16 protein-coding genes and 1 pseudogene are annotated in these 25,908 nt (G+C 42.2%); 8 read left to right on the plus strand and 9 right to left on the minus strand.

The window, feature by feature from the left end:
• The first annotated feature begins 12 nt into the window (after positions 1-12).
• The 3 genes from FUT79_RS02875 to FUT79_RS02885 all read left to right on the plus strand — a co-directional run bounded on the left by FUT79_RS02875 (position 13) and on the right by FUT79_RS02885 (position 5,587).
• A complete protein-coding gene (locus tag FUT79_RS02875; RefSeq protein WP_148889231.1) occupies positions 13-3,666 on the plus strand; it encodes a phosphoribosylformylglycinamidine synthase in 3,654 nt (1,217 codons plus the stop codon).
• A 146-nt stretch (positions 3,667-3,812) separates the two neighbouring features.
• The gene (gene purE / locus FUT79_RS02880) at positions 3,813-4,307 is read left to right on the plus strand and encodes a 5-(carboxyamino)imidazole ribonucleotide mutase (RefSeq protein WP_024752125.1); all 495 of its coding nucleotides are present in this window, start codon (positions 3,813-3,815) and stop codon (positions 4,305-4,307) included.
• A complete protein-coding gene (locus FUT79_RS02885) occupies positions 4,304-5,587 on the plus strand; it encodes an amidophosphoribosyltransferase (RefSeq protein WP_002696765.1) in 1,284 nt (427 codons plus the stop codon). Before purE ends, FUT79_RS02885 begins: the two co-directional genes overlap by 4 nt.
• Before the next feature lie 936 nt (positions 5,588-6,523).
• On the opposite strand, the gene brnQ is transcribed toward FUT79_RS02885, so the two are convergent.
• The 4 genes from brnQ to pdxR form a co-directional block, all read right to left on the minus strand.
• Positions 6,524-7,873 (minus strand): branched-chain amino acid transport system II carrier protein, encoded by a 1,350-nt coding sequence (gene brnQ / locus FUT79_RS02890; protein WP_002696772.1) that lies wholly within the window; start codon positions 7,871-7,873, stop codon positions 6,524-6,526.
• 255 nt (positions 7,874-8,128) lie between these two features.
• Positions 8,129-9,304, minus strand: coding sequence for an aminotransferase class I/II-fold pyridoxal phosphate-dependent enzyme (locus FUT79_RS02895; RefSeq protein ID WP_024752126.1), 1,176 nt, complete (start codon positions 9,302-9,304; stop codon positions 8,129-8,131).
• Positions 9,301-9,795 carry an Lrp/AsnC family transcriptional regulator gene (locus tag FUT79_RS02900; RefSeq protein WP_044634697.1) on the minus strand — a complete coding sequence of 165 codons (495 nt, stop codon included), beginning with the start codon at positions 9,793-9,795 and terminating at the stop codon, positions 9,301-9,303. Before FUT79_RS02900 ends, FUT79_RS02895 begins: the two co-directional genes overlap by 4 nt.
• A 352-nt stretch (positions 9,796-10,147) precedes the next feature.
• Positions 10,148-11,485, minus strand: coding sequence for a MocR-like pyridoxine biosynthesis transcription factor PdxR (gene pdxR / locus FUT79_RS02910; protein WP_024752128.1), 1,338 nt, complete (start codon positions 11,483-11,485; stop codon positions 10,148-10,150).
• Positions 11,486-11,592: 107 nt separating this feature from the next.
• On the opposite strand from pdxR, the gene pdxS reads away from it, so the two are divergent.
• On the plus strand, positions 11,593-12,453 hold the full coding sequence (gene pdxS / locus FUT79_RS02915) for a pyridoxal 5'-phosphate synthase lyase subunit PdxS (protein ID WP_044634698.1): 861 nt from the start codon (positions 11,593-11,595) through the stop codon (positions 12,451-12,453).
• Between the two features lie 1,265 nt (positions 12,454-13,718).
• Here the strand turns inward: pdxS and FUT79_RS02925 are convergent.
• Positions 13,719-15,713 (minus strand): ATP-dependent helicase, encoded by a 1,995-nt coding sequence (locus FUT79_RS02925; protein WP_002696795.1) that lies wholly within the window; start codon positions 15,711-15,713, stop codon positions 13,719-13,721.
• A gap of 274 nt (positions 15,714-15,987) precedes the next feature.
• Here FUT79_RS02925 and FUT79_RS02930 point away from each other — a divergent pair, with 274 nt between their 5' ends.
• From FUT79_RS02930 to FUT79_RS15455, 3 genes and pseudogenes are all read left to right on the plus strand, one after another.
• Complete coding sequence (locus FUT79_RS02930; RefSeq protein WP_024752132.1) at positions 15,988-17,481, plus strand: TIGR02677 family protein; 1,494 nt, start codon at positions 15,988-15,990, stop codon at positions 17,479-17,481.
• Positions 17,478-18,614, plus strand: coding sequence for a TIGR02678 family protein (locus FUT79_RS02935; RefSeq protein WP_024752133.1), 1,137 nt, complete (start codon positions 17,478-17,480; stop codon positions 18,612-18,614). Before FUT79_RS02930 ends, FUT79_RS02935 begins: the two co-directional genes overlap by 4 nt.
• Before the next feature lie 222 nt (positions 18,615-18,836).
• Positions 18,837-19,589: pseudogene (locus tag FUT79_RS15455) on the plus strand (MvaI/BcnI family restriction endonuclease).
• Between the two features lie 24 nt (positions 19,590-19,613).
• On the opposite strand, the gene FUT79_RS02945 reads toward FUT79_RS15455, so the two are convergent.
• The 3 genes from FUT79_RS02945 to FUT79_RS02955 all read right to left on the minus strand — a co-directional run bounded on the left by FUT79_RS02945 (position 19,614) and on the right by FUT79_RS02955 (position 21,563).
• Positions 19,614-20,423 (minus strand): DNA methyltransferase, encoded by an 810-nt coding sequence (locus tag FUT79_RS02945; RefSeq protein WP_198283053.1) that lies wholly within the window; start codon positions 20,421-20,423, stop codon positions 19,614-19,616.
• 61 nt (positions 20,424-20,484) lie between these two features.
• Positions 20,485-21,378 (minus strand): DNA-methyltransferase, encoded by an 894-nt coding sequence (locus tag FUT79_RS02950; protein ID WP_148889232.1) that lies wholly within the window; start codon positions 21,376-21,378, stop codon positions 20,485-20,487.
• The gene (locus tag FUT79_RS02955; RefSeq protein WP_002696813.1) at positions 21,375-21,563 is read right to left on the minus strand and encodes a hypothetical protein; all 189 of its coding nucleotides are present in this window, start codon (positions 21,561-21,563) and stop codon (positions 21,375-21,377) included. The genes FUT79_RS02950 and FUT79_RS02955 overlap by 4 nt, the downstream gene beginning before the upstream one ends.
• A gap of 565 nt (positions 21,564-22,128) precedes the next feature.
• Here FUT79_RS02955 and FUT79_RS02960 point away from each other — a divergent pair.
• On the plus strand, positions 22,129-23,322 hold the full coding sequence (locus tag FUT79_RS02960) for an IS4 family transposase (RefSeq protein WP_024752136.1): 1,194 nt from the start codon (positions 22,129-22,131) through the stop codon (positions 23,320-23,322).
• 291 nt (positions 23,323-23,613) lie between these two features.
• Here the strand turns inward: FUT79_RS02960 and FUT79_RS02965 are convergent, their stop codons facing one another.
• Positions 23,614-25,734, minus strand: coding sequence for a methyl-accepting chemotaxis protein (locus tag FUT79_RS02965; protein ID WP_148889233.1), 2,121 nt, complete (start codon positions 25,732-25,734; stop codon positions 23,614-23,616).
• Positions 25,735-25,908 lie beyond the last annotated feature (174 nt).

Raw genomic sequence — 25,908 nt, forward strand, 5'->3', positions numbered from 1 at the left:
AAGGGAAATTAAATGAAAGAGTTTATACTCGTAACAGAAATTATTGATGAGTTTGATGAAGAATCTAAAAATCTTTATAGAGAGATAAAAAATTTTTTGCAATGCAACGGTGTGCAAAAAGTAAAAGTCTTTCAGCATTATCACATCCAAGTTGAGGATGAGAAAAACTTTGCTGCAATTAAAACACTGTTTAATCAAAACGATACAATTCTTTATGAGGATTTACGTGCACTGAAAAATTACGAAACAGCTTTTCGCGTACAATTTCATGAAGGGCAGTACAACCAGCGGGAAGACATGCTGAATCAACTTGCGGAATTTTCTCTCGGTATTGCGTGTACAATACGCCATACAAAAATTGTAAGCTTGTCCGGCTTATCGGATTCTGAAATTATAAAACTAAAAAGCTATTACATTAACTCGGTTGAAATGAAAGAAATTCCGCTTGATGCCGGTTTTGCGGTTTTATCCGATTCAACTTTAGAAGAGCTTGAGCCGGTGAAAGGTTTTATCTCTTTTGATAAAAATGATTTACAAAAACTTTTGCCGCTGTTTTCAATGGATATGGATGATTTACTGTTATGCCAAGATTATTTTAAAAAAGAAAACAGAAATCCGAATATGAGCGAATTAAAAATGATTGATACCTATTGGTCAGACCATTGCAGGCATACAACTTTTTTAACCGAGCTTTCTTCAATACAAATACACGAAGGCACATACAAAAAACTTTTTGAATCTTGTTTGCAGCAATACCTTGCAGATAAAAAAAAGGTAAGCGCGCATAAATCTGTTTGTTTGATGGATATTGCAACCATCAATATGAAAAAGAAACGTGCGGAAGGCACGCTTGACGAAGTGGAAGTTTCCGATGAGGTAAACGCCGCAAGTGTTTTTATCGACATAACGGTAAATAATAAACCGGAAAAATGGATTTTATATTTTAAAAACGAAACGCATAATCATCCGACGGAAATCGAACCGTATGGCGGCGCATCTACGTGTATAGGCGGCGGTATTCGGGATCCGCTTTCAGGCAGAAGTATTGTGTATCAGGCGATGCGCATCAGCGGTGCCGCAGATCCGCGCACCCCCTATGAACAAACAAGAAAAAATAAACTTTCTCAGCGGAAGATTTGTTTGACAGCCTTGCAGGGCAATAGCGATTACAGCAATCAAATCGGCATGACCGCGGGCTATGCGCGGGAAGTGTATCACCCCGGCTACGAAGCAAAGCGCCTTGAGCTGGGCGCCCTTGTTGCGGCGGCTCCGCGGGAAAATGTTGTGCGCGAGAATCCGGTAGAAGGAGATCTGGTTTTACTGCTCGGTGGTAAAACAGGCCGCGACGGAATTGGTGCAGCGGTAGGTTCATCAAAAGAGCAGACTGCGCAGAGTTTGCAAAAAGCAGGCGCCGAAGTGCAAAAAGGAAATCCGCTTATCGAACGGAAAATAATCAGACTCTTCCGCCGCTCCGATGCAAGTAAGCTTATTAAAAAATGCAATGACTTCGGTGCTGGCGGCGTTGCGGTTGCGGTAGGCGAACTTGCCGACGGTTTAGATATTTACCTTGACAAAGTGCCGGTAAAGTACGGCGGTATGCATGGTGGAGAAATTGCACTTTCAGAATCGCAGGAGCGAATGGCAGTAGTGATTGCACAAAAAGATTTGGAAACATTTCTTAGCCTTGCTGCGGAAGAAGATGTTCCCGCAACGCTTATCGCAAAGGTGCGTTCACATAACAGTATAAAAATGTATTATCATGATGCATTGATTATTGATTTAAAAAGAGAGTTGTTAAATTCAAACGGCGCAAAAAAAACTACCGCCGCAGTTATTACGCAACCTGAAGCATGCAATTATTTTTCTTGCAATAAAAACACTCTGCCGGTTAAAGCCGCGATCCTGCAATGCCTTTCGGATATCTCATCCTGCTCGCAGCAGGCGATGGCGGAACAGTTTGATTCCACTCTTGGACGCGGCACCGTGTTAATGCCCTTCGGCGGTATACACCAAAGAACACCGCAGCTCGGTATGGCTGCAAAACTTCCCGTGCCGCAAGGAAAAACGGATACATGTTCATTGATGGCTTGCGGATACGATCCCGAGCTTTCATCACAGAGTCCTTTTCACGGCGGCTATTATGCGGTGCTTGATTCTATTGCGCGTATTGTTGCGATGGGCGGTGAATATCAAAAAATACATTTTAGTTTTCAGGAATACTTTGAGCGGCTCGGCTCATCTGAACAATGGGGAAAACCTTTAGCGGCTTTGTTAGGGGCGTATAAGGCAATGCGGGACTTTGATCTTGCAAGCATCGGCGGAAAGGACAGCATGAGCGGAAGCTTTGAAGACCTCTCCGTTCCGCCGGGGCTCTTTAGTTTTGCGGTTGCACTCGGATCGGTGTCGACTGTTGTTTCACGCGAATTAAAAGCGCATGATTCAGTTGTTGTCTTGCTGCCCGTATATTTTACCGATGACAAAATAGCCGATGTTGAAAAGTTAAAAGAAAACTTTAGTCTTGTGCAACAGCTTGCGCAAAACGGAAAGATCCGTTCGTCTTCCGTGCTGACAAGCTCCGGACTCATTCATGCAGTACTTGAAATGAGTTTTGGAAATGAAATCGGCTTTGAAGTGCTGACCGAATGCGAAAAGCTTTTTGATTTTTCATACGGCTCAATTCTGCTTGAACTTGCGGAATCTGAATATGAACAACTGCTTGCAAACCGAGATTATCAGTTGGTTGCAAAAACTTTACAAGAACCGATTGTTAAAATTGCAAACGAGACAATCAGTTTATCGGAATGTATTTTAGCATATACTAAAACACTTTCTTCTGTGTATACACCGAGCGAAGAAATTCCTTCGCAAAAAATTACTGCGGTACAAAATAAGGTAATCGCACAGACAAAAACTTTGAGTAAAAATAAGAAAGTGCTTATTCCGATAGTGCCGGGCTCATTCGGTGAATATGATTTACAGGATGCGTTTATGTTGGAAGGTGCAAGGGTGAGTTCCTTTGTGTTTAAAACAAACTCGGCTGACGAGTATGCGCAAAGTGTTAAAGACTTTGCGTCATTATTGCAGGATACGGATATTCTTGCCTTGCCGAACGGCGCCATTATGGCGGATGTTCCCGATGCGCAAGGTAAATTGTACGCGCTCATTTTATCCGAACCGCTTATCTCGGCAGCTATCGAAAAACTTTTAGAGCGAAACGGTTTTATCTTCGGAGTAGGCGCGGGGTTTGCCGGTTTGATACAAAGCGGGTTAATTGAATACGGAAAGGTAACAGGAAAATCTTCAATCTCTTTGCAAAGAAATAATAACGATAAATACATTTGCAGAATAAGAAAGATTCAATTTGTCAATAATAATTCTCCTTGGCTTGCAAATACAGAGACTAAAGAATTCTCTACCGTGTTTTCAACCCGATTCGGAAAGCTTGCATTCAAAAACGGTATGGACAAGTTTGTACAAAGCGGGCAGATATGCACGCAGTTCACCACTTTGTTCGGCGAAGATGAAAACGGCATAGAATCAATGTGCAGTCCTTGCGGAAAAATTTTCGGTTGCATCGGTTCGCCGGAGCGGCTGACAGAGGATATCGCGAAGAATGTGCCGCGTGCAATGGATGTACCTTACATAAAAAATATTTGTAAGGCATGACGCAATTATAAAAAAAAGGGCGAATAAAAACATCGCTGATTGTTTGTATTTTGTAAGACTTGAAATCTTGCTTGTCTTACAAAATACAGGCTAAAAAACTTTTTCGGAATTTGACAATTCCTCAAAATTTTTTTATAGGAGTAGAAATGAAAGCGACGATAATTATGGGAAGTATTTCGGATAAGGAGATTGCGAAGAAATCCGCGCAGGCATTGCACCGATTTGGAATTGAGTATGAAACAAGGGTGCTGTCAGCGCATCGCTCAATCGATGAACTTATTCCGTATGTGCAGAGTTTTGAAGCGAACGGAATTGATGTGGTAATTGCCATTGCAGGAAAGGCGGCGCATCTTGCCGGAGTCATTGCTGGTCTAACTATTCTGCCGGTAATTGCCGTGCCGGTAAAAACAAGTGTGATGGGCGGAATGGATTCTTTGCTTTCGATTGTACAAATGCCTTCAGGCGTTCCCGTTGCGACTGTTGCCATTGACGGCGGAGAAAACGCCGGAATTTTGGCGGCGCAAATATTTTCGTTAAAAGACAGTGCGATAAAAAAACGCTTGCATGAATATAAACAAGAGCTAAAACAAGCAGTGCTTGCAATGCAGCAAGAATTAGATTCAAACGAGAATAAGTTATGAGCGGTATTTTCGGAATTTATTCTGCCGGCGATTCGGGAGATGGCGACACGCATATTGCAAAAAGTATTTACTATGCGCTGTATGCATTACAACATCGCGGACAGAAAGAGGCAGGCATTGCAACACTCGGCAAGCAAGGTTTGTGGAGACACAAGGGAAAGGGTCTTGTAAGCGAAATTTTTACTCAGGAATCGATTGATCGGCTTGTCGGCTCAAAAGGCGTAGGGCATGTAAAGTATTCGTTTGCCAATGAAAAAAAACTTCCGCAAGTCCAACCGTTCACCTACAACTATCCCGGAAAAGAATCCGCCCTTGCGGTTGACGGTGCATTTCTGCATAATGATTTTGTTCCGCAAGACTTGTTACTCAAACTTGACGGCGATGAAAGCGAGCTTCTTGACTATTTGCAAAAGCTGAAAGGTTCTTATGCCATCATTCATATGACGCAGAAAAAAGTAATCGCCGTCAGAGATCCGTGGGGAATAAAGCCCTTGTTTGTCGGCGAGAAAAACGGCATTACTGCATTCAGTTCTGAAAGCTGTGCAATGGATTCGCTCGGTATAAAAGATCGCCGAATGCTTGCACCCGGCGAAGTGTTTATTCAAAAAGGAAATACACAGACCGCACACTTTTTGCCGTCGGGAAAAGAAAACTTCTGCGCCTTTGAAAAAATTTACATTGCAAGACCCGACAGTATTTTCGGAGATACTTCAATTTATAATGCACGATTTCAGATGGGCGCAATGCTTTACGATGAATGTAAAACGGAAGCCGACATTGTTATCGGTGCGCCCGATTCCGGATTAACCGCAGCATTGGGATACGCGCAGCGTTCCGGCATTCAATACCGCGAAGGCATTATGAAAAACCGCTATGTTGGCAGAACCTTCATCGCGCAAACACAGGAAGAAAGAGACCGCGCTGTTTTCATCAAACTTAACCCGATACAAGCAAATCTTAAAAACAAACGCATAATACTTGTCGATGATTCGATTGTGCGCGGCACTACTATAAAACGAACCCTCGATATTTTACGCTCTGCCGGTGCGCTGGAAATACACGTGCGCATTGCATCGCCGCCGGTAATTAAAACCTGCCGCATCGGAATCGACATTCCGGATGAAGCAGACCTCATCAGCAGTACTCACTCTGTTGAAGAAGTTCGCAAAACAATATCCGCCGACTCGCTCTACTTTCTTTCCCTTGATGGTTTGCGCAAAGCCTGCGGCGGCGAACACCACTGCACCGCCTGCTTTGACGGACAGTACCCGATACGGTGATTTTTGTGTAGCGAAAACTTTTCATACGGGGCGGTTCTTTGCGAGAAAATTTTTGCTTTTCTTAAATCAACCCGCTGCGGCTTTACTATTTATTATACGGACGTTGCAAAACGCAAATCACTAACGATGTTTAAAAGCATCAACAGTAAATTATAAAATTGAAGCTTTTAAACTGGCAGACACTGTAAACAGGAATAGCAACCATTACAATCAGCACGGGCACGGACGCCCGTGGTTCCACGCAGAAACGATGTTTTAAAGCAAAGTAATTTGCAAAGCTTTAAAACTCGTAGGTTACTTTTTGACACGGACGTCAAAATCAAAACAAATTCAAACGATGCTTAAAAGCATCAACAGTAAATTATAAAATTGAAGCTTTTAAACTCGCAGACACTGTAAACAGGAATAGCAACCATTACAATCAGCACGGGCACGGACGCCCGTGGTTCCACGCAGAAGCGATGTTTTAAAGCAAAGTAATTTGCAAAGCTTTAAAACTCGTAGGTTACTTTTTGACACGGACGTCAAAATTCAGAACCGCCACGGATGGCGGTGGTTCCATGCAGAAATGAGTTTTGTCCGCACATAAAGTAAATGGACAAAACTCATTGTGAAGCATTGTACACGGATGTACAATGCTTCACATGCGTTAGGCATACGGAGGGCGGCGAAGCGCTTTTTCAAAAGCGCGAAGCCGGATCCTTTTTGCGCGCCTAAAATAGCGCAAAAAGAGCCGAAACGATAGTGAAGCCCGTAGTACGCCGGCGGTTTGTAAGTGTTGCGCTCCGGCAAAGTTTAAGGCAAGGCCGGCGGTGAATAAACTCAAACCGCAACGCCCGAATGGTTTACGTTTATGTAAAACAAAGCCGCTTTCTCAGAACAAATTTAAAACATTGCACGTATAAAAATTTGATTATTTTTACGCGTATGCTCAATTTAATTACATGCTCTTGTTAATTTCTTTTTTCTCTTTAGCATTGCTGCCGGGAGGGTTAAGGCAAAGCCAATTATTGTGGGAAGTACCCAACCAAGTCCGGTCGGATAAAAAGGCAGTTTGTGAAAGGGCGTAAAAAAAGCTCCTCTTATCCCGAGACTTTCCAGCAGCATTACCAAGCTGATAACACCGGCAATCCCGACTGTTGTTCTATAAACAAGTTTATCAGATTGAACCAGTGGTTCAAGAAAGGGAAGAATAATAAGTACGATTGACGCAGGATACAGCACGGTAAGAATCGGAACACTGTATCCAAGTATTACATCTAAACCGAAGTTTGCAAATACAAAGCTGATGAAAGTCCAAATGCCGACAAAAACTTTGTACGGCACTTTTGGAAAGCGCTCATAAAAATAATCGCTGATTGACACAATTAAACCGACACAGGTTGTTAAACAGGCAAGCGTAAATATTGCCGCTAAAATAAATGCTCCGGTAAAACCGAAAATATGATCTGTCATCAACTGCAAAATCTGCGCGCCGTTTTTTGCATCTACAAAAACTTTTTCGCTTATTGCTCCCAAATGCGCAAGCATGGCGTATATGAGTAAAAGGACGCTTCCCGCAATAAGTGCCGCCTTACTGGTGGAAATAAAAACCCTTTTCATATCTTTTTTTGCAGAATCCGTACCTCCGCTGCGTTTATAAATCATGTTAAAAATAACTAATCCGAATACAAGCGATGCAAGTGCATCCATCGTTAAATACCCTTCAAGAAAGCCCTGAACAAAAGCCGGCTTTTGAGCATATATTTCTTGCGGCTGCGGATAAGTATGCGAAGGAAAGAAAAAAGAGCCTGCAAACAGCGCCACAATCAATAAGATAAGTATGGGGGTAAGAATTTTTCCCATATGGTCAATAATTACACCGGGATGCGTACATATCCAATATGACCAACCGAAAAAGATAGCGGTATAAATAAGCCGCGCAACGCTTAGTGAAAAAGTTTCCGGAACATAAGGAGCTATCGCCATTTCAAACGGAACACTTCCCGCACGCGGTATTGCCAAGCCCGGACCAATTGCAAATAAAATAAGAACCGGATATATAATTGAAAAGCGCTTGCTTACCCGCGCACTCAGTGCGGTTATGCCTTCAGTCTTTGCAACGGCTATAACCCCGAGCACCGGTAAAATGACAGCGGTAATTGTAAATCCGAGCATCGCTTCAAAGGTTTTAACGCCTGCAAGCTTTCCAAGCCAAGGCGGAAATATTAAATTTCCCGCTCCGAAAAAAAGCGAAAAAAGCATAAAACCTATCGCCAACAAATCATCATGCTGTTTTTTTTCCATAATTCCAACAGCTCCTTCTTTTAAAATCTGGTTATTTTAGCAAATAAAAAAGATTTAAGAAAACAGTATCATAAAAATAGATGAACATTTTGACATGCAGTCGGCATGCCGAAGTTGCCTATCAACTTGCAAATTTAAAATTGCAAATAGTTTTTGCAAAATATTCATACAAAAACCTATCAGTAATTTTTCTCTCAAATCCTAAAGCAAGCAGGCAAGCCGTAAACCGCTGCCCAAAAGTAAAGGCAAAAACCGTCAAGCAGAAGCAAGCGGTTTACCTTCCACCATCAGGGCAATTCTGCGCAGTGCCTCTTTTATCTTTTGTATGTCGGTGGCATAGCAACACCGAATAAAGCCCTCCGCGCCGGCACCGAAAACGTTCCCGGGAACAACCGCAACCTGATAGTCATAAATAAGCTTTGTTGCAAACTCTTCGGAGCTTAATCCTGTTTTACGAATATCAACAAAAATATAAAAAGCGCCTTCAGGTTTTATATACGGCAAACCGATTTTTGTAAGCTCATGCATCATAAGATTTCTTCGCTGGCGATATGAAGTGCGCATACGCTCCACTTCATCAAACCCGTTGCGCAACCCCTCCAATGCGGCATACTGACTCATAATCGGTGCACAGATTGTCGCATATTGATGCAATTTATGGACTAAGCTCATCAGTTCCGCGGGGCAGGCAACATACCCAATTCTCCACCCTGTCATCGCAAAAGCTTTGGAAAAACCGTTTAAGATAATTGAATACTCTTTCATCGACGGCATTGAACCGATTGACACATGTTCTTTGTCATAATTCAATTCGCAATACACCTCATCCGAGATAACCCAGATTTGATGCTTTTTTACTACTTCGGCAATTTTTTCCAACTCCTCTTTTGGAATCATTGCGCCGGTGGGATTATTCGGCGAGCAAAGCATAAGCGCCTTTGTTGTCGGCGTAATTAATTTTTCTATTGCGGCTGCGGTGGGAATAAAATTATCGGGAGCGGTATCAAGACGAATAAGCTTCGCATCGCAAAGAACCGCCAGCGGCTGATACGAAACATAACAAGGCTCGGCAACAATAATTTCATCCCCAGGATTTAAAATCGCCCGAAGTACGGCATCAAGGGCTTCCGACACACCGATTGTTAACAATATTTCTGTTTTAGGATCATACTGCATATGATACCGCGTAAGATATTCGGCAATAGCTTCCCGCAACTCAAGCAAACCGCTATTTGACGTATACGATGTATGCCCTTTTTCCAAATGATACCAAGCTTCTTCACGAATACTCCACGGAGTTGCAAAATCAGGCTCTCCTACGCCCAAGGAAATAATATCATCTCTTCCGATTATAAGATCAAAAAATTTTCTAATTCCTGACGGTTCAATTGATTGCATCTTATATGAAAACCGATCGCTTCTATTACTCATGCCAGTACACCTTCCCTAAAATCCTTTTTCGGCTCAATATAAAAAATATCATTCTCTTTATATGTTTTTAACACAAAATGAGTCTTCGTGCTTTTAACCCCGTTTAACGTTGCAAGCTTTTCAGATACAAAAAAGGCTACATCTTTTAACGTTTTACCCTCAATAACAACATGCAAATCATAACCGCCCGACATAAGATGCAAAGACTTCACTTGCGGAAACCGATAAATCCTCTCCGCCAACGCATCAAACCCGTGCTCACGTTCCGGCGTTACCTGTATTTCTATAACCGCCCGCACCGCATCCTTTTCGGAAGGAATTTTCTCAGTATTTATCACTGCGGAATATTTTAAAATAACCCCATCATTTTCCAACTTACGAATAATCTTTTTCACCTCATCCTCAGTTTTTCCGGTCATTGAGGCAATATCATAAGCGGTGAGCCGCGCATCATTTTGCAATAAATCAATAATTTCTTGAAACTCGTGCATGATACACTCCTTTAAAATAACTATGCAAAAAGAATATAATCTTTACCCTTCTCTGTCTATACTCTGCTTGATATAAGCAGACCTTAAACAAAATACAGCCAAAACAACACTCGCTATACCTTTTTCTGAGAGCTTTGGGTTTTTAAGTCAATCTCATACAATTTTATAAAAAGAGTCCGACACAACGCAAGGGCGAAACCTTGGAATTGCTACTTTTGGTTCGCCAACGAGTTTTAAAGCTTCAATTTTATAGTTTTGTGTTGATGCTTTAAAACATCGTTTGGAATTTCGCAACGGTGGGTAGTTTACCATACTAATGCTGGTGGCAGTCCTTAATCTGCTTGTTTGCGGCTTATTCCCAGGCTTTTGCCAAAGCATCGATTCCCGCCGCAATGTTCTCATGGCTTAGACCGGCAAAGCCCAGAATAACTGTAGGGCGTTCAGGTTTTACGGCAATGCAGTAATTCGATATGCCGTGAATCAAAATACCTGCATTCCTCGCTAAGCGCACCAATTCTTCTTCCCCTTTCTCTCCCTCCCATTCCAGCAGCGTGTGAAGACCCGCTTCCGAGCCTTCCACCCGCATGTGTGCATGTTTTTGCACCGCATAAAGCAGCGTTTCCCGTTTTTCTTTATAGAGTTTGCGCATCCGATTTACATGGCGTATAAAATATCCTCGCCGTATGAAAAGATCTAACGTTTTTTGAATGAGAATCGGCACGGGGCAGAAGGCATAGGCAGCTTTTTTATGGTATTGCTCCGTCATCTCATCGGGTAAAAGCATATAACTTAACCGAAAGGACGGTGATAATGTGTTAGAGAACGTGCCCATGTATACAACTTTGTCGTGAACATCAATGCTTTTAAGAGCCGGGATTGGTCTTCCCTGATATTTAAATTCCCCGTCGTAGTCATCCTCAATAATCCATGCGTGTTTTTGTTTTGCCCAATCCAAAAGTTCAAGCCTCCTCCGCATAGACATGATTTTTCCGGTAGGGAACTGGTGAGAAGGCGTGATACACAACACGGTAATTCCCGCCGCTTCAACGTCTTTTCGATGAATTCCTTCTGTATCCATCGGCAAAGGTACATAGCTTATGCGATTAGCTTCGAACATCATACTCCATCGTTCAAAACCGGGATCTTCAATTCCAAAATGGGCGTTTTCCCATAGTCCAAAAAGAATTTGGAAAAGATATTCCGTGCCCGCACTGATAATAATATTTTCTTTTTTACCGCGAATGCCGCGGGAATGATAAAGATACTCAACAATGGATGCCCGCAACGCTTCGTCCCCTTGCCGTTGCCCGCGGAAAAGAAGGCTTTTCTTCTCCTTACTCAGCACCTCTCCTGTGAGTTTTTTCCAGATGCCGAAGGGAAAATCTCCTACTCCCTGATAGGAAAAATCAAAACAAAAATCAACAGGCTTTTTCTCTTCCGCTGACTCATTGGCGGCAGGAACACTCAGCAGCAAATCTAAATTCGCTACAAAATAACCTCGCCGCTCCTGAGATTCCACATAGCCTTCGTCTATTAAAAGATTATACGCATTTTCTACCGAGTTAATGCTTATTACCCGCTCTCGTGCAAGGCTTCTTTTGCTGGGAAGTTTACTGTCGGCGGGCAAAGTTCCCTCTTGAATCTTTTCTTTGAACTCCTCATACAGTTCCACGTATAACGGCTTTTTCATTTCGCTTTATCTGATCCCTTAAAAATAATTTATTTTGATACTGTTTATCATATCAGTTCAATCGTATACTGAGCAAAATAAAAACACAAGCGTCAAGGAGTATACTTATGGATAAAAAAACAGAATTAACCAAACAATTTGCAGGTGGCGTAATTATGGACGTTACAACTCCCGAGCAGGCTAAAATTGCAGAGTCTGCCGGGGCGGTAGCGGTTATGGCTTTGGAGCGAATTCCTGCGGATATTCGTGCAGCGGGCGGAGTTTCCCGTATGAGCGATCCGGGGATGATTAAGCGTATTATGGCCGCGGTTTCCATTCCCGTTATGGCAAAATGCCGAATCGGGCATTTTGCCGAAGCCATGATTTTGGAAGCCATCGGGATCGATTATATTGACGAAAGCGAAGTACTTTCTCCGGCTGACCACGTATTTCATGTTGACAAAAGCAAATTTAAAACGCCCTTTGTCTGCGGTGCCAGAAATTTGGGCGAAGCTTTGAGACGTATCCAAGAAGGGGCATCCATGATTCGTACAAAAGGAGAAGCAGGCACAGGCGATGTAGTACAAGCGGTAACCCATATGCGTCAAATTCAAGGCGATATCCAAAAAGTAGCGGCTATGCGCGAAGATGAGCTTTATCACGAAGCGAAAGAATTGAGCGTTCCCTATGAGTTGCTTCACTATGTGCACGAGCATCGCAAACTTCCGGTTCTGAATTTTTCTGCAGGCGGTGTGGCAACCCCCGCAGATGCGGCGCTGATGAGAATGCTTGGCGCAGAAGGTGTTTTTGTCGGTTCAGGTATCTTTAAATCTGGCGACCCCGAAAAGCGCGCCCGTGCCATTGTCAAAGCCGTAAAACACTTCGACGATCCGAACGTATTGGCGGAAGTCTCTGAAAATCTTGGAGCAGCCATGGTTGGCATCAACGAAAATGAAATTGAAGTAATCATGGCGGAGCGCGGAGTCTAACAGCAGGGAAAAACTAACCCTGCGAGTTTTAAAACTTCCTGTTATAAAAAGGAGCTCGACACGGCGCAAGGGCGAACCCTTGGAATTGCTACCTTTGGTTCGCCTACGAGTTTTGCCTGTTTGCAATAAGGTGTCAGGCAAAACATCGTTTGGAATTTTGCAACGGTAGGCAAACTTACCATAGGACGAACCTTTGGAACTTCTACCTTTGGTTCGCCAACGAGTTTTAAAGCTTCAATTTTACAGTTTTGTGTTGATGCTTTAAAACATCGTTTGGAATTTAGCAACGGTGAGCAAACTTACCACAGGAATGCTTAAACACGGTTTTAACGTCCGTGGCAAAAACTAACCCGTCTGCGTGGAACCACGGGCGTCCGTGCCCGTTCTGAAATTTACCTCCCTCCGGTGCAGGAGTTAAGGAGACGCAGGATCGCGGCGAAGCATAAGCGAAAAGCGCCCTGCGCCAGCAGCACGGGCGAAGTGTTGACATTCCGGTTTTCACTTCGCCTGCGAGTTTGAAAACTTCTATATTTATAGCAGCAGTAGTTTTCAAACATCGTTTGCAATTTTCCGGCAGGTTAAGGGCTGCCCAAGCCCTTAATGCGAAGCATACCCTTAAATTCGCCTCCTGCAAATCAACAACCAAATACAAGGCTGAAAAACACACTATTTCCTGTGCCCTACAACTGAAAACCTATTTACTCAACGGCGAACACTGAAATCACTCGTTTTCAGGACGGGTTCTTAGGGCAACGGTTTAGTTTTTGACGTTCTTGTCAAAAACTAAACCACGAGTTTTAAAAGCACTTGGAAAAAGTTTGTGCTTTTAAAACATCGTTTCTGCTTGGAACCACCGCCGTCCGTGGCGGTTCTGATTTACGCAGTGTTGGAACCGGCAGCGTAGCTTCGAAGCAGAGGAAGAGAGAGTCCCAGAGAGAGGAGGAGAAACTTGCTCTGAACAATGGGTTAGTTTTTGCCGTCCGTGGCAAAAACTAACCCGTCTGCGTGGAACCACGGGCGTCCGTGCCCGTTCTGAAATTTACATTCCTCCGGTGCAGGGGTCAAGGGGACGCAGGATCGCGGCGAAGCATAAGCGAAAAAGGCTCTGCGCCAGCAGCACGGGCGAAGTGTTGACATTCCGGTTTTCACTTCGCCTGCGAGTTTGAAAACTTCTATATTTATAGCAGCAGTAGTTTTCAAACATCGTTTGCAATTTTCCGGCAGGTTAAGGGCTGCCCAAGCCCTTAATGCGAAGCATAAGCAGGTTAAGAGCCGCCGAAGCGGGTTTTCATTTGGGCGAACATTTTGGCGATGTCGGCGGCTTCGGCTTGGGCGTCCGGTTCGTGGTAGTGGACAAGGTCGGCGGGGATTTCTTCCAGAAAAGGGGAGGGGGCGCATTCGCGGAAGGTGCCCATTTTTTTTCGGGTGCGGCAGCTGGTTATATACAGTTTTTGCTGCGCCCGCGTGATTGCAACATAAAAAAGGCGGCGCTCTTCTTCAATATCGCCGTCGTTTTCTTCCATGCTGCGCGCATGGGGAATAATGCCTTCTTCGGTGCCGGCAATAAACACCACCGGAAATTCCAATCCCTTCGCCGCATGAATGGTCATAATTTGCACCTCGCCCTTATCCTCTTCGTTCATATCGTCTCTGGTTAAAAGGGTAATACGGTTCAAATAATCGTAAAGATTAACGTCAAAATTATCCGGATTGTGCTCCCACTCCTCAATCGATTGAATAAGCCGCTCTATATTGAGGAATTTATAACGCGCCGCCTTTTCGTTTTTTTGGTATTCCTGAATAAGATAATCAAAATAATTGATTTCCTCGACCAGCTTCCGCACCTTTTGCGCCAACCCTTTACCCGAAAGCAGCAATTTGCGGTGTCGGGAAATAAGGTCTGCAAAACTTTGCACATCGGCAAGCCCCTTATCTTTTATGCTGCCGCCTTCGCTGTTTGCAAGCAGGTTATTAATTGCCGCACGGATTGAGCATTTTTGTTCGGTTGCAATATGCGAAATAATTTCAACTGTTCTTTTGCCGATTCCTCGGCGCGGCGTATTGATAATGCGCAAAAGGTTTATATCATCGTCGGGATTTGCAACAACCCGCAGATAACTAATAACATCTTTTATTTCCTTGCGCTGAAAAAAGCTTGTTCCGCCCGACATTTTATAGGGAATATTTGCGTTTAAAAAAGATTCTTCAATGGCTCTGCTCAAACTATTTGCGCGGATAAGTACCCCAAAATCGGAAAAACTGCGGTTTTCCCGCGCCTTTTCGGTTAGAATCATATCGGCAATAAAATCCGCCTCGACGGTTTCCGTTTCGGGGATAAATATTTCAATGGGCTTACCGGAATCGTTTCCCGACCAGAGCGCCTTTTCTTTGCGGTTGGTGTTATGCGCAATAACGCCGTTTGCCGCCGCAAGGATGGTGCCCGTTGAGCGGTAGTTTTGCTCCAGCTTAATTTCTACCAGCTGCGGAAAATCCTTTTCAAACATTCGGATATTCTCGAAATTTGCGCCGCGCCATGAATAAATAGACTGATCATCATCGCCAACCACGCAAACATTATTTTCCGCAATCAATTTCATAAAATTATACTGTTGAATACTGGTATCCTGAAACTCATCAACCATGATATAGCGGTAGCGGTTTTTATACTCAGCCAAAATTTCCGGATGTTCGGTAAAAAGCTGTATCGGCAGCATAATCAAATCGTCAAAATCAACCGCATTATAAATTTTAAGGCTGTCCTGATACTCTTGATACAAAAGCCGGTATGCGTCATGCTCGCCCCGCCAGCTTTTTCTGCCCATTTTAATATTTGAAAACAGCGCGCCGACGGCATATACATCAAAAGAGTCTTGCGAAAACTTCAGTTCTTTCCCAAGCTCCTTGATAAGTTGATTGCGGTCTGTTTCGTCATAAATGCTGAAATTACTTCTCCAGCCGAGTGCGGCGATATGTTCCCGCAAAATCTTTACGCCGAATGCGTGAAAAGTGCTTACGGTCAGATTTTGCAGTTTTTTGCCGGTGAGCTCTTTAATTCGCTCTTCCATTTCCCGCGCCGCCTTATTGGTAAAGGTGAGCGCAAGAATCTGCGACTGCGGAATACCGCGGTCAAGCATATGCGCAATACGAAACGTTATAACCCTTGTCTTCCCCGATCCCGCACCCGCAATAATCAACACCGGCCCCTCAATTGTAGAAACCGCCTTTCTTTGCTCCGGATTAAGCTTATCAACCATACTCATACGGGGAAAGAGTGTATCAAAAAAGCAAAAAAGAAAAAAGCATTTTTGAATACAACCTTTTAGATAGTATCTAAATCTTTTTCCGTTCAGCATATTGACAGTAATGGTTTTGCGGCTTCAGCATTACTATGGTAAGTTTGCTTGCCGTTGCGCCGTGTCGAACTCTTTTTTATAAAATTTTTTACAATTCGTATTATTAAAGAGTTTTGCACACACGAATGCAAGTACACCATCGCTATATTATTTCGGTTTTTTATGCTACAATTAAAAATCTATGGGACGTATTTCGAAAAAACTGGAGGACTACAAAAAAATATCCGAGGCGGCGTATTTGGCGGCGGCGCAAAACACGGAGCGGTATCGCATTATTTTACGGTATTTTTTTGTGCAGCACGAGCGCATGAAGGACTACAGTTATCCGAATGAGATTCTCGCGCATGTGCGGGGCATTTCGGGAATGGAAGCGTATACGGAAGACGAGTTAACTCAGGATTTAAATCAGTTAGTTGCGTGGAAAAATATTGTCCCGGGTCAGGAAATTAAAAATCCGAGAACTATTGCGGAATTTAATAAAAAGGTTTATCGATATCAAATTACTCCGTACACGGTTGAAATTGAACGAATGCTGGAGCATTTGGAAGAAAGCGAGGAGTTCCGCGGTTCGTTGGATAAAAAAACATTTGAAAAACTGTACAGTGCGCTTCAGGATTTTTTATCTCAAGGATTTGATGAAGAGTTGGCGGAAAAGTGGCACGCAATTATCGACCTGTTTACGGAAGTGCGGCAAAACACTTCGGATTATTTGGCGTATTTAAGCAGCGAGCGATCCGAAGAAATGATGAAGCGCGAAAGTTTTTTAGCATACAAGGATAGGTTTGTTGTTTATTTAAGCGATTTTATTCAAGGCAGTTATCAAATGGCGATGAAAATTCAGGATAGCTTTGAGCACTGCAATGATGAAGACTTAAGGCGCCGGTTTCTGTTTTTGGCGGAAATACCGGACTTTGTTCCGCGCTACGAGGAGCTCGCCTTTGACCCTGCCGTTAAGGCGGAAGAGCTTATGGAGCTTTGGGAAAGTTTTCGCCGCTGGTTTATTAACACCGGCGAGCATTCGTCGGAGTATCAGATTTTGCAGGATAGAACAAATAACATGATTCGCAAAATCACCGGAAGCATCCGGCGCATCGGAGAGCGCACTCAACAAAAACTCAGCAGAAAAAAAGACTACCTCCATGTGGCACAGTGGTTTTTAAACGCGCAAACAATGGAAGAAGCGCACCGGATTTCGGCGACGGTATTCGGCTTAACGCACACCCAGCATTACCTTACCGATGGGCTCGACACGGCAGACATCTATACTGAAATTTGGGATATGAAGCCCCATGAAGTTATCACTCAACCAAAAACAAATAGATATCAGGAGCGGACAAGCATCACGCCGTATGTGATTGACCGCGAAGCAAAACAGGAACTCATTAGAAAAAATCAGTCAAAGCAAAAGCAGCTGAAAGAAGCGATAGCGTCTTACATGGATGACGGGCGTTTAAGCGTGTTTGGCGAAAAGCAAATTTCTTCGGAGGTACGGAAGATATTATTAAAATGGATATCGGCGGCGTTTTTAACCGAAGACGGAATGATTTTAACCGAGTTCGGGTATCGCGTAAAAGTGAAAATCGAAAAAGAGCAAACTACCCTTGTTTTATCTGAAGACGGTGCCATGGAAATGCCTGCCTTTGAAGTAGCGATTTTAAAAGAGGGAAGCCGGTGAACGAACAAATTAGCGAGGGGCTTGTGCTTCTGTTTGAAAACTATTGGATTTTACGCAAAAAATCGCCGCGAGAGTATACTCTGCTTCGGCAAATAGAAAAAGACTTGCGGAAAATTATCAGCGAAAAGTTCGGCTTTCGCTTAACCATGCATACGGATTTTATCAAGCTGGAAAAATTGCCGGTTGATCCTGAGCCGTGGATGGGTATGGAAAATTTTACGCAAACGATGGACTATGTTATTTTCAGCTGTCTTTTGAGCATACTCGAAGGAAAAGAAACGGGTGAATATTTTTTGCTCAGCCAGCTCTGCGAAGAACTCAAAGCTATCTACCCTGAAGGCGGCAAAGTTGACTGGGTGAATTACAATCACCGTAAATCTTTTGTGCGGGCAATGCAGCAAATGCTTGAACTTAATTTGCTGGAAACGGTTGACGGAGACTTAATGCAGTTTGCGCAAAACGAAGATGCGGAGGTGCTCTACCGCTCGACTGTGTACTCCCGCTATTTTATGCGCCCCTATCCTCAAGATATTTACACGTACAATAGCTGGCAGGATTTACTGGAAGACGACAGCGGTGCCGACGCCGAGCAGATTTCTCTTCGGCACCGCGTGTACCGCCGGCTTTTTTTGCAGCCGGTATTATCGAAAGAAAAACTTTCCACTGAGGAGTTTTATTATCTTCGCAATCAGCGGCAAAGCATAATAGACTTTACCGACAAGTACACGCCGTATAATTTTGAGCTCTATTTGGACACCGCGTTTTTATCTCTTTTGGAACGGAATACGCGAATAGCGACTTTTCCGTCGAGGCAGGGTATTGATGATGTAGTTTTGCACACTGCCGCCCTGCTCCGCGAAAAAAATCTTGAGCGCAACGAGGAAGGCAAGCTTGTTTTTTCGCACGATGAATGGAAGAGTTTTTTGCAGGAAGTAAAAGAGCGTTACAGCGCAGGCTGGACCAAACAATATCGCGAAGAGACGGACGCCGAGCAGCTGCAAACCGAAGTGCTTGCCCAGTGCGAAAAATGGGGCTTTGCCTTTACGCGAGGCGATGAGATACTTATCAATCCGGTGATGGTAAGAATTGTAGGCGTTTACCCGGAAGACTTTTGCGAGGGAGAGTTACGGTAGTGGGGGAAGATTTATAAAGAAATAATCATTGCCCTGAAATTTGCAAAGTACGCTATTGCGTATTATATGACGCTTTATCTGAATCAGCCGATATTTATAGCAATAAGGTAATAAAATTTAGCACAATAGAGAAGAGAAAATATTGTGTGATGATCACGATGCTTTATATCAATCAGAACTATGGAGACAAAAATGCGAAATAGTGATTTTGAGCTATTGAAAATGAGGCTTGAGCAGATTAAGGCTTTGGGATGGGTAAAAAATCAACGTCATGGAAATGCTGGCGGTGTTGGAAATACACTGGAGGATTTGCTTGATATAGCCGAGAATAACCTTCAGCTGCCGGACTTTGGTGATTGGGAGCTAAAAACTCAAAGAGCTAATACCGTATCTCTGCTGACCTTGTTTCACTGCGAACCAGAACCTCGAAATGTACGAATAGTCCCTAAAATTCTGTTGCAAAAATTCGGGTGGAAACATCAAGAAGCAGGCATAACATATCCGATAACAGAGCGTAGCTTTCGGCAGACAATAAATGCAAAAAAATATAGTGATAGGGGCTTCAAGGTTACTGTAGACTACGCTGAAAAACGCATATATGTTTCATTTAATTACTACGAAATCGATGAGCGCCATGCAGAATGAAAAGCAGCTATTAAAGAAAAAATTGGAACAGGAGATTTTTCTCCGAAACCATACTGGACATTTGAAGCTATTTCTATGAAGTTGCGTACTAAACTAAATAATTTACTGTATGTTACAGCAGAGACAAAACGAGTTGACGGAGCGGAATATTTTCGATACAACGAAATTGAAGCATATATTGATCCGACACTGAATACATTTTTAAATCTTGTCGAGTTGGGAGATATATATGTCGATTTTGATGCTCGTACCGGGCACAACCATGGCACAAAATTTAGAATAAAATCAGCATCAAAAATCAAGCTATATCAGCAACACATAAAAGTGTAAAAACAAAAATATTTGCACTGCGTTTTATTCTTTCTTTTGAGATTTTTTTGGAGAGGAAGGAAGAATAAAGTCTAATATATACTCAAAGGTGGTACCCATGGTGATGTAGCTGCTTGGCCAACCGAATATTCCAATATTGTTTACCAGATTTCGCCGATCCCAAATAATGGTGTTCCTAAATTCGTAGCCGGCATCCCTCATTGCATTAATAATATTGATGTGTAATGGAACACGTTTCCCATCAATCCAAGCATCGGTAATGTTGATTAGAACATGCGCTTTCTCTTGAAATACCGGTTTCATTTGGGCAAATATTGCCGCGATTGCTTTTTCAAAGTCATCAGCTTCAAGCGTACCAAGGTCGTTAGGATCCTGACTGTATTGTTCTACTTTCCCAAATTGTTCATTTTGCCTTAGATCTCCGCGTCGGCTTTTATTTTTTCTCTTCCTATTAAGAATGTTCGCATATGGAGGAGAAGTAAATGCAAGTTTAACTGTACATGGTGCAATGCGGTTCGCAATATTGCGGGCATCATCACAAATAGCTATTTGCTTGCAGCGGCATTCCGCAGGCGGTGCAGCGATACGAGAATTTGATAAATCCACGTATTCCTGTTTTAAATCAAAGCCTATCGCATTTCGGTTTAAATCTTGAGCAGCAAGAAGGGTTGTCCCTGAACCAACAAAAGGATCTAAAACCAGCTCTCCCCTGTGTGTAAATTGCTCAATTACCCTTTTAGCCATCGCAATAGGGAAAACTGCCGGATGAATTTTTTTATCCCGGATATCTCGCGGTTCATACATAAATTCCCATACGCCAATTTGATTTTTCATCCAATCTTTAGCGGCAATACACGAGAGAAAATTTTGTTTACAATTGCAAAGCCGTGTATTATCAATTGTTACATATTCGGTAGTATTCATCCCCTAATCCTCTGCTTTCGTCAAATCTATTCTGAGCAAACTCAAAGTACTCATAATTGATTTCAAATCCTACACAATTACGTCCCAGCCGATCACAAACTATCCACGTTGTTCCTGTACCAAGAAATGGATCGAACACCGTTCCGCCTTCAGGGCTTGCGCATAAAACAATTTGCTCAACAAGTTTTTCTGGAAAAGTAGCCGTATGATTACCGTTCAGCGGTTGTGTGTTTATAGGCCATACATCGCCGGGATTTTTCATACGACCATTTGCGCCAAGTACCTTTACCTCATCAAGATTAAAGAAGTATTTCTTGTTTAATACAAAATGAAAAACATGCTCATATGTGTTGTTAAAGCGATCTGTTACGCTGGCAGGTATACGGTTAGGTTTATACCAAATTATATCGTCACGCAACAACCAGCCGCGCTCCTGCATTTCAATAGCAAAGCGCGAAGGAATTAACAGTAGCTGCTTGTTTTGATACAATTTTCCATTCTGTTTTATTTTTGGCTGGAGCGGCTTGGTGGTAAAATATTTTTCTTTTCTGTCTTTTTTTGCTTGTGTAATATTACCATCTTCATCCACATACTTACTCCACGCTCCGGCACCTGATCCGAAAAATGTATCTCCTATATTGATAAAAAGGTTGGCGCTTGGTTTTAAATAAGGTTTTAGAGTATCAAAAAAATCTGCAAGATTTTCAACATATGCTTCGGGTGTTTTCTCAGAGCCTATTTCGCCTTCTCCATTATACACACGTTTGGCCCAATACGGCGGTGAAGTAACAAGCAAATCTATAGATTCACGCCGTATTTGTTTTACTAATTCAAGCGTATCTCCGCAAGCGATGATGTGATTCATTTTTTATTCTCCACAGGCATATCGCATATTCTCAGGATTAGTTCATTCTTTTCGCAATCCATATAGATTGCAAATTTTGAAATTCCCTTTTCTACGGGCATATTGGTCAAAATAGATTTAGGTAAACGCACACGCATATCCTGCTGGAGAATATATGTATCTAAATAAACGAGATGATCATCCATAACAGACTCCTTTTGGCTCAATAACAGTCTAATAATAGAATAAAATCAGTCTAAAATCAAGTTTTTTTGCAGAAAAATGTCAATGTTTTATGCTAAAAATAATTATAGCTTGAGTAAATATTATTTTAATTTACAAAGCGAACAAATAGATGTTAGTGCGGCCGATAATCAACCCATTTTCATGCTAGCAAGGAAATTAAAAAAACATTATATATGCTGACAGAGCCTACATCGAAGAAAAGATAAGGGGCTGCCAAATTCAAGTGATAAATTGCAATCAGCCCTCATTATCGCCTAAGACTTGATTTATCGCATAAAACAGGGTATGGTTTAGGCCATAGCAAGGCAGATTAGGCGATGAGAGATTTTAATTACAGTCAATTAAAAAACAAAACATGGGACAATGAAATTTTAGGTTTAATCTCAAAAATTTATGAGTATAAAGGAAGACAGGAGTTATATGTAAACCCACTGCTGTCCAATTAAGTAATAAGATCTTTTAAAGAGTTAAGAGCTGTGTTATAATAGTTTTTGGACAAACATACATACCACAAGGACTTAACTCATGTATCATTGTACTACAATTTTAACACAATTGCTACACCTTACTGACCAACTTGGCTTTAAAAAAATCAGTGCCGAAGAACAAGCAGATAAGCGATATCGACATTTTTCAGCACGTACTCAGCTGTTTACCATGGTCTTTGCACAATTAACAAAACAGAATAGTTTACGTTCAATTGAGCACGCAATATCCAGTGATAATGATTTATATCATGCAGGCATTACCGCAAAAATCACCCGAACAAATCTTGCCCATGCAAATGAATATAGACCAAGTATCATATTTGAAAAATTTTACTTTCATGTGCTTAAGTATTACACAAAGCTCGTAAACAAACCAGTGAATATATTCGGCAAGCATACCAAGCTCATCGATGCAACAACCATCTCATTGAATATTAAGCAATACAAATGGGCAAAATTTAGAAGCACAAAGAGCGGAATAAAAATACATACCCGTTTTGATTATGAAGCAAACTGTGCTGATTATCTTTTTATCACCAATGCGAAAGAACATGAAAACAATACGCTTAAAAACATGCACCTAACAAAACAGGATATTGCTGTTTTTGATCGAGGTTATTTTAATAAGAAACAGTTCTATGAGTTTACAAAGAGTGAAATATCCTTTGTAACAAGACTTAAATCAAATGTTATATACACCGTAGTTGATCGATATGCCGTAAGCGGACATGAAAATGATACGTATAAAATTATCAGTGATGAGAAAATTACTCTGAATGTGAGTATTTCAAAAAAGAAGGAAAGCGTGGTAACACTACGAAAAATCATCTCAAAAGATTTGCAGTCAAAAAAGAAAATAGTATTGCTGACAAATTTGTTTGAAATAGATTCTCTTGAGGTAGCTGAACTGTATAAAAAAAGATGGACCATTGAATTATTCTTCAAGATGATAAAACAGAATCTGAAAATTAAGAAATTTTATGGACATAGCGAAAATGCGGTCAAGACACAGATATGGATTGCCGTTATTACGCATATGCTCTTTTTAATTTTACAAGCTGAAACCAACTATAGGCAAAGGAGCTTTTCATATTTTTGTTCTGAAATTTCTGTCGTACTGTTTCTGCATCGCAGTCTTAAAAAATGGTTTTGTGGTGATCATGAAAAACCAGTTCCTAAATTAATTCACCATCCTAATACCTCAGAGCTTTCTCAAAAGCCTCCAAGTTAATTGGACAGCAGTGATTCTTTTTATATATTAGCCCGCCTTTAGGCAGGTCAACCTAACGGGCGGCGGATAAGCTGCAAGAAGTGAGAAAGCCTTTAGGCTTTTGAACTTCGCCGTCAGCTTAATCCGCATGTTGGACGGCGCTGTGCGCCGAACAGCAGGCGGAGATTCCGCCGCCCGTTGAATGGACGCACAGCGTCCATTCAACATCCGCCGCTTAACCTGCATTTGCGGCGCGTCCGCAATGTCCGGTTGAAGCGGGTGTTAGGTTTCCCATATCCATATAATGTAATCTTATACCTTAAACTTCCCGACCTCCGCGCTTAAACTGTCGATACTCTCTTTATTCTTTCGGGTAATCTCGTTTACTTCCTGCACGGCGTTATTTATCTGCACCGCCCCTGAAGCCATTTCATTCATGCTATCGGTAATGGTGCGAGTCAAATCGTCGAGCTTACTCATCTCATCGGCAACACCCACCCCTCCTTTCAGCATTTCTTCAGAACCGGCTTTTACTTCTACCGTTACTTCATTGATATTTTTAATTGCAGACAAAACTTCTTTACTGCCGTTTTCCTGCTCCCTCATCGCTTCCATCAAGCGATTACTCATCTCCTTTACCTGTTCAGAAAGACTAAAGATTGCATTGAACTTTTCTCCCGCCGTTTTTGATGAAACAGACAGACTTTCAATTTCTCCTGATAAGGTTTTAAGCGTTGCGGTGATGGTTTTACCTTGTGCACTCGATTCTTCTGCAAGTTTACGGATTTCGTCGGCAACAACAGCAAAACCCTTGCCTGCTTCTCCGGCGTGTGCCGCTTCAATCGCTGCATTCATCGCAAGCAGATTAGTCTGACTTGCAATATGCTGAATAACATTGCTTGCTTCAAGTAAGCTCCCTGATTCTTCGGCTATCTTTTGCGTTACGCTTGTTGCACTGGTTATGGTTTCTTTGCCGTCGGCGGTTGCCGTTGCAAGGGTTTTTATCACATCATTGGTTTTATCAAGGGTTTGCGTGATTGAAGCGATGTTTGCTACCATTTCTTCTACGGAGGCGGAAGATTGAGAAACACTCGCCGCTTGTGTTTCAATACTGCCGTTTAAGTTTTTTATCGTACGGATTATCTCTTCAATCGTTGCGGCGGTTTCGGTTACACTTGCAGCCTGTGTCAGCGTTTGTTGTTTTACGCCGTCGATGTTCGCACTGATTTGGTTTACCGCACTTGCTGTTTCGCTCATATTTGTTGCAAGTTCATTGCCTATACCGCTCATAACCTGTGTACTACGGTCAACGGCTTTTATTGAAATACCAATTTTTTCTATTGTCTGGTTAAAATATTCCGACATTTCGCTAATCTCATCATTACCCAAAACAGGCAGACGCACAGTAAGGTCGCCATCACCTTGTGCAATGTTTTTAAGAATGCCGACTGTGTTTATAATTGGTTTTACAATTCTACGTGCACTTGCATATACAACTATCAAAATACTAGCAAGTATGATGCCCCCTAAAATGTATACTGAATTACGCAACACCTGCACCGTACCCATAAATTCTTCTACTGGAGCATAGACCATAACTGCCCAACCTGTAGTTTCCATAGCAGTGTACCCACAGATATATGTTTTTCCATCCTCATTAAAATATTCACAACCGGCAACACTGCCTTCTAGCGCTTTTTTCTCAAGCAACGCCATATCTCTCAAATCAGGATTTGTTTGTGCCTCTTTGGCTGAATTCTCTTGCCGTTTTACTATTTCAATATCTTGATCAGCTATTGTATTTCCAGTTTTGCCTACAATATAACAGCCTCCAGTTTCGCCGACAACTATGTCTTTTATCATTTGTGAAAGTCCAGTGCCATCTTCACGAGCTCTTAAAACTCCCAAAATATTTTTGTCATCATCATAAACTGGAACATTAAAAAAAACAGCAAGCTTGTTTGTGGCTTTTGAATATTCTGGCTCGCTTACCGATTTACCACCTGATAGAGCCAATTTATATCCTTGTTTATCAGAAATATCAAGTTTTCGTCCACCTGCCAAATACACCGTACCACTTTTATCACAGCTTGACAGTGCTTCAAATTCAGGGTTGAAAGTAAGCTCTTTTTCTAAGCTTTCAGTTTTTTGTTCATATGGAACATCTGCACGCAATACCTCAAGACGAGCAAGAGCTTCAAGAGTTTTCCACGATGACCTTATACGCTCATCCATTACCAATGCAGTATCAATCGCTTTTTCTTTAATCATTGCGAACACTTTTTCTTTTACTGCTTTTTTTGCAAAATACATAATCATAACGCCCCCTGTTACATAGCCTGCTATAGTTACAACCCCTAGTATAAGAATCAGTTTCTTTTTAATTGAAAAGTGCTTTCCTTTCTTTTTATTTACTTCGGGGGGGGGGAACATATTCTTTCATTTTTGTCAAGTCTCCTTATTGCTTTTAAAATTGAACTTTTCATTTCAAATATATCACAACATTGAAATATTTTCAATATTACTTTTTCGCGCCGATAGGCGTCTGTCTAACGCCCCGCTTAACCTGCATTTGTGTCTTTGCCGACGCGAAGAGTTAAGGCAAAG

Source organism: Treponema phagedenis (assembly GCF_008153345.1).
In the GTDB taxonomy this organism is placed as follows: Bacteria; Spirochaetota; Spirochaetia; order Treponematales; family Treponemataceae; genus Treponema; species Treponema phagedenis.

What these genes read in the sequence shown, in the direction of transcription:
- FUT79_RS02885 (WP_002696765.1), top strand. Translation starts at nt 4,304, where the DNA reads ATGAGCGGTATTTTCGGAATTTATTCTGCCGGCGATTCGGGAGATGGC.
- FUT79_RS02960 (WP_024752136.1), top strand. Translation starts at nt 22,129, where the DNA reads ATGTATCATTGTACTACAATTTTAACACAATTGCTACACCTTACTGAC.
- FUT79_RS02930 (WP_024752132.1), top strand. Translation starts at nt 15,988, where the DNA reads ATGGGACGTATTTCGAAAAAACTGGAGGACTACAAAAAAATATCCGAG.
- brnQ (WP_002696772.1), bottom strand. Translation starts at nt 7,873, where the DNA reads ATGGAAAAAAAACAGCATGATGATTTGTTGGCGATAGGTTTTATGCTT.
- FUT79_RS02955 (WP_002696813.1), bottom strand. Translation starts at nt 21,563, where the DNA reads ATGGATGATCATCTCGTTTATTTAGATACATATATTCTCCAGCAGGAT.
- FUT79_RS02945 (WP_198283053.1), bottom strand. Translation starts at nt 20,423, where the DNA reads ATGAAAAATCAAATTGGCGTATGGGAATTTATGTATGAACCGCGAGAT.
- FUT79_RS02925 (WP_002696795.1), bottom strand. Translation starts at nt 15,713, where the DNA reads ATGAGTATGGTTGATAAGCTTAATCCGGAGCAAAGAAAGGCGGTTTCT.
- FUT79_RS02875 (WP_148889231.1), top strand. Translation starts at nt 13, where the DNA reads ATGAAAGAGTTTATACTCGTAACAGAAATTATTGATGAGTTTGATGAA.
- pdxS (WP_044634698.1), top strand. Translation starts at nt 11,593, where the DNA reads ATGGATAAAAAAACAGAATTAACCAAACAATTTGCAGGTGGCGTAATT.
- FUT79_RS02900 (WP_044634697.1), bottom strand. Translation starts at nt 9,795, where the DNA reads ATGCACGAGTTTCAAGAAATTATTGATTTATTGCAAAATGATGCGCGG.
- purE (WP_024752125.1), top strand. Translation starts at nt 3,813, where the DNA reads ATGAAAGCGACGATAATTATGGGAAGTATTTCGGATAAGGAGATTGCG.
- pdxR (WP_024752128.1), bottom strand. Translation starts at nt 11,485, where the DNA reads ATGAAAAAGCCGTTATACGTGGAACTGTATGAGGAGTTCAAAGAAAAG.
- FUT79_RS02950 (WP_148889232.1), bottom strand. Translation starts at nt 21,378, where the DNA reads ATGAATCACATCATCGCTTGCGGAGATACGCTTGAATTAGTAAAACAA.
- FUT79_RS02965 (WP_148889233.1), bottom strand. Translation starts at nt 25,734, where the DNA reads ATGTTCCCCCCCCCCGAAGTAAATAAAAAGAAAGGAAAGCACTTTTCA.
- FUT79_RS02895 (WP_024752126.1), bottom strand. Translation starts at nt 9,304, where the DNA reads ATGAGTAATAGAAGCGATCGGTTTTCATATAAGATGCAATCAATTGAA.